This window comes from Frankia sp. CeCAU1 (genome assembly GCF_977971845.1).
Genome location: NZ_CDWWXA010000235.1, coordinates 1 through 3,868, shown reverse-complemented (window position 1 = coordinate 3,868; position 3,868 = coordinate 1). Strand labels below are relative to the sequence as shown.

The window sequence follows — 3,868 nt, the reverse complement described above, 5'->3', positions numbered from 1 at the left end:
AGTGGTTGAGCCTGGAAGTCCTTCGGGGGTGCAGTGATTCAGCTGGGTTCGGCGGGGAGGTGGACGGTGCAGGCGGTGTCGAGGGCGTCCTGGGGGCTACCGGCGGGGTATCCGGTGAGCAGGGCGGCTTCCTCGTAGCGGTCGTGGGCGGCGGAGTAGATCGCGAAGCCGAACGAGTGGGCTGACCCGCCGTAGCGCAACCGGCACAGGGGGATCTCCTCGCCGTCGGGCAGGACGCCGGCGACGTAGGCGAACGCGCCACGGTAGGTGATCTCGGTGCGGGCGAGTTGCGGCCAGCGCTGCTCCGCATGATCGAGCAGGCGCAGCCGGATCGAGGACTTCGTGGACTCGGGGATCACCGCCATGCCCACCAGTCTGCCGGCAGCCGGCAGATCGCTACGATCATCCCGCCGTCGCCTTGGACGCCCACCCCGCCTGCTCCCGGAGTGCGTGATGCCGTCACCCCGCGTTGCCGTACCCATAGACCTGACCGCGAGCGGACGCAGACGGCTCAAGGCCCGCGTGAACGGGTGCAGGACGCCGTACCGGGACTGGCAGCGGTCAACGATCGTGCTGGACGCGGCCCGCGGCTACTCCAACGCGCGGATAGCCCGGCGACTGTGCGTGAGCGAGGACACGGTCCGCACGTGGCGGGGCCGGTTCGCGCGGCGACGCGAGGCGGGACTGGTCGACCTGCCCCGGTCGGGTCGGCCACGGCGGATCAGCGAGGCGGAACGGGCCGAGGTCGTCGCGCTGGCCTGCCAGTTACCCGCCGGAGACCCAGGTGCCGCTGGCCCGCTGGTCGTGTCCGGAACTCGCCGCCGACCTGCTCTCCCGCGGCCTGGTCGACGCGATCTCGGCGTCGTCGGTGCGGCGGATCCTCGCCGAGCACCCGATCAAACCGTGGCGCTACCAGTCCTGGATCTTCGCGCGCGACCCGGGCTTCGCCGCGAAGGCGAAAGTGATCCTCGATCTCTACGAGGGCTTCTACCAGGAGGAATCCCTCGGCCCCGAGGATCGAATCGTCTCGATCGACGCGAAGCCGTCGATCCAGGCGAGAGCCCGGATCGACCCGACCGCCCCGGGCAGGATCATCCGGGTCGAGCACGAGTACGAACGTCACGGCGCGCTCGCGCTGTTGCCCGCGCTCGACGTCCAGACCGGGAGGATCGCCGCCGTGCTGACCCCGCCGACGACGGGCATCGCGCCGTTCATGGAACTGATGGGCCAGGTCATGGCCCAGGACCGCTACCGGACGGCGAAGCGCGTGTTCGTGATCGTCGACAACGGCTCCGACCACCGAGGCCAGGCCTCGATCAACCGACTCAGGGCCGCCCACCCGAACTGCATCCTGATCCACACCCCGACACACGCCTCATGGCTGAACCAAGTGGAGATCTTCTTCTCGCTCGTCCAACGGAAGGTCGTGTCACCCTGCGACTTCGCCAGCCTCGACGTGCTCGCCGACACCCTGACAGCGTTCGTCGACCGCTACAACGTCACCGCCACACCGTTCAAGTGGAAGTACACCGCGGCCGGCCTCGAACGCCACCTCGCCCGCCTCGACGACGACACAGCACCAGCCGTCGCGGGCTCCGTCGCTCGGTTGCCCGTCCCACCACCCGACACCAATGATCACGGGAGTCGGGTGGAGTCCGAACCAAGTGCCAGAGCCCTCGCGCAGGCCGCCTAACACCCCCAAAGGACTTCCAGCCTCAACCACTAAGGGAGCCGCCGGGTTCAGCGAAGGTTCGGTCTTCGGCGTGAAAACGTGGTGGCCACGGTGCGTGCTCAGCGGGGCGCGGTCGTGCGCTCGGGGTGACCGGCGCGTCGGTGGATTGGTGTGCCGGCGAGTTCGGTGAGGGTGGTGGTCAGGGCCGCGTCGGCGCCGTGGCGGCGGAGTTGGCGGGTGAGTCCGTCGAGGACGGCCAGTGCCGGGAGGGGACGCGCTTGCAGGCGGGCGGTGGCCGGTGCCAGCGGTACGGCGGCGGGCAGCGACAGGGTGGTCAGGACGGTGTCGTATACGGTGGCGGCCCAGATCGTCAGCATGGCGGCAAGCCAGCCCCGCCACCCGTCGCGGCGGGCTGCCAGACGGTCGGCGAGCCACGCCTCGATTCCTTCGGCGAGGTATAGGCGGTCGTGGGGTGGGCAGTCGCAGGCGAGCAGGTGGAGGTGGCCGAGCAGGGTTCCGATGTCGGCGGCGTCCCCGCCGGGCCCGAGTTCGGGTAGGACCAGCGTCGCCCGGCTGGCGGGGTCGGGGTAGCGGGCGTGGGTAGGGGTGAGGCCGACGGCGACCCCGGTTCGGGCCAGCAGCGTCGTGTCCAACTCGGCGGCGAGCCGGTTGAGCCGGGTCGACTGGGTGCGTACAAGCGCCCGCAGGTCGCCTGTCTCGCCGAAGCGGGTGGGGTGAAGGTAGTCGGGTGAGCGGCCGACCGCCTCCATGACGATCCGCGGAAGAGGCGGGCCGACGGTGGGCACGGCGAGCTGCCACAGCTGTTGGGCTGGATCGTGGTGCAGGTCGGCCAGATCGTCCAGCAACGTCGTGAGCAGTTCAGGGAGCGCCGTTGGCCGTGCCCGCAGCTGGTCGGTCAGGCTCGTGCCCGCGACCCAGCTGGTGAACAGCACACCGTGGGCCATCGCGACCGGGGCGGGTACCCGCAGGCGGCTGTAGGCGGCCAGTGCCGCGAGGTGGTCGGCCTCGTTGGCTGTCACTTCCTCTTCGCGTCCGTTCTGCGTGCCGGACAGCACGGCCGCCAGAGCGCCGTGGTCGCCGCGGACCAGGTTCGAGGGCGCCTCGCCCGCCGGTCGCACGGTGGCGCACAGCACCGCGTCGTCGAGGAGCACCTGGCGGCGCAGCACCCTGCGCCCGGCGATCATTGACCCGAGGGCCACCTCGGAGTCCGGCCACAGGAACGCCGCCGCGTCGGTGATCTGCCGATCGGCATGCTCCACGAGCCGGTGCACGTCCCCGTCGGGCCAGCAGGTCGGGCAGATCGGTGTCGAACTCATCGGATGCGCCCCACGCCGGCATAGACCGGCAGCCGCCCCTCGGCCGCCGTGCGGCGTCGTTGCCGGTCGGTGTCCCAGCCGGGCAGCAGGACCAGGCCGGGCTCGACCAGCGCACAGCCGTCGAAGAACGACAGCACCTGCTCGCGGCTGCGCAGCTGGAACGGCGCGGTCGTGCGCCGGTACACCTCGGCCGCCTCCGTCACGTCCTGCGACTGCCCGTCGCCGGTCGCGTGGGTCACCACCAGGTAGCTGCCCGCCGGCAGGGCATCGCGCAACTGCGCGACCAGGCGCTGCGGGCCGGCGTCGTCGGGGAAGAAATGCAGGACCGCGACCAGCAGGAGCGCGACCGGCTTCCCCAGGTCCAGCAGGTTGAACACCTTCGGGTGTTCCAGGATCTTCCCGGGCTGGGCCAGATCCGCCTCGATGGCCACGGCCGCTGGGTTGGGCGCGAGCAGGATCTGGCTGTGCGCCACCGCGATCGGTACCACCCCTTGGTTACACATGGCAAGTCGTACTCGCATGTCGGCCGTGAGCGCCGATGGGCGCGCATGGCGGTGTTCTGGGCGCGTAGGCGACGGCGGTCCCTTGCTCGGGAGATCAGGCGGCGGGTGGTCGCCGGACGAGCACGCCCGCGATGAGGGCGGCGACCGCTGGCGGGACGGGCGGGGCCTCGGCGAGCGTTTCGGCCATCCAGCGCGCTACCGCGTCGGCGTCGTCGCCGTCCGACTCGGCATCGTGGGCGTCCCGGGTGCTGGCGGTAGAGCGGAGCGTCGGTCCGCCGGCGCCCGGTACCGCCGTGGCGTGGTCCCTGTCGGTGTCCGCCGTATCGGTCTGGGGCGGCCCGTCGCCTGTCTGCGCT

At 71.2% G+C, this 3,868-nt stretch carries 5 protein-coding genes and 1 pseudogene; 2 read left to right on the top strand and 4 right to left on the bottom strand.

Features of this window, described 5'->3' with window-relative positions:
- Positions 1-38: 38 nt before the first annotated feature.
- The gene (locus tag AC08OO_RS22790) at positions 39-365 is read right to left on the bottom strand and encodes a hypothetical protein (protein ID WP_476611758.1); all 327 of its coding nucleotides are present in this window, start codon (positions 363-365) and stop codon (positions 39-41) included.
- On the opposite strand from AC08OO_RS22790, the pseudogene AC08OO_RS22785 reads away from it, so the two are divergent.
- Positions 364-759: pseudogene (locus AC08OO_RS22785) on the top strand (helix-turn-helix domain-containing protein); the annotation flags it as partial. The gene AC08OO_RS22790 and the pseudogene AC08OO_RS22785 sit on opposite strands and share 2 nt — an antisense overlap.
- Before the next feature lie 25 nt (positions 760-784).
- Positions 785-1,693 carry an IS630 family transposase gene (locus tag AC08OO_RS22780; RefSeq protein WP_476611759.1) on the top strand — a complete coding sequence of 303 codons (909 nt, stop codon included), beginning with the start codon at positions 785-787 and terminating at the stop codon, positions 1,691-1,693.
- A gap of 98 nt (positions 1,694-1,791) precedes the next feature.
- Here the strand turns inward: AC08OO_RS22780 and AC08OO_RS22775 are convergent, their stop codons facing one another.
- The 3 genes from AC08OO_RS22775 to AC08OO_RS22765 all read right to left on the bottom strand — a co-directional run.
- A complete protein-coding gene (locus AC08OO_RS22775; protein WP_476611760.1) occupies positions 1,792-3,009 on the bottom strand; it encodes a hypothetical protein in 1,218 nt (405 codons plus the stop codon).
- Positions 3,006-3,512 carry an SAM-dependent methyltransferase gene (locus AC08OO_RS22770; RefSeq protein ID WP_476611761.1) on the bottom strand — a complete coding sequence of 169 codons (507 nt, stop codon included), beginning with the start codon at positions 3,510-3,512 and terminating at the stop codon, positions 3,006-3,008. Before AC08OO_RS22770 ends, AC08OO_RS22775 begins: the two co-directional genes overlap by 4 nt.
- A 94-nt stretch (positions 3,513-3,606) precedes the next feature.
- The coding region (locus AC08OO_RS22765; protein ID WP_476619058.1) for a hypothetical protein at positions 3,607-3,868 on the bottom strand (262 nt) is incomplete at its 5' end.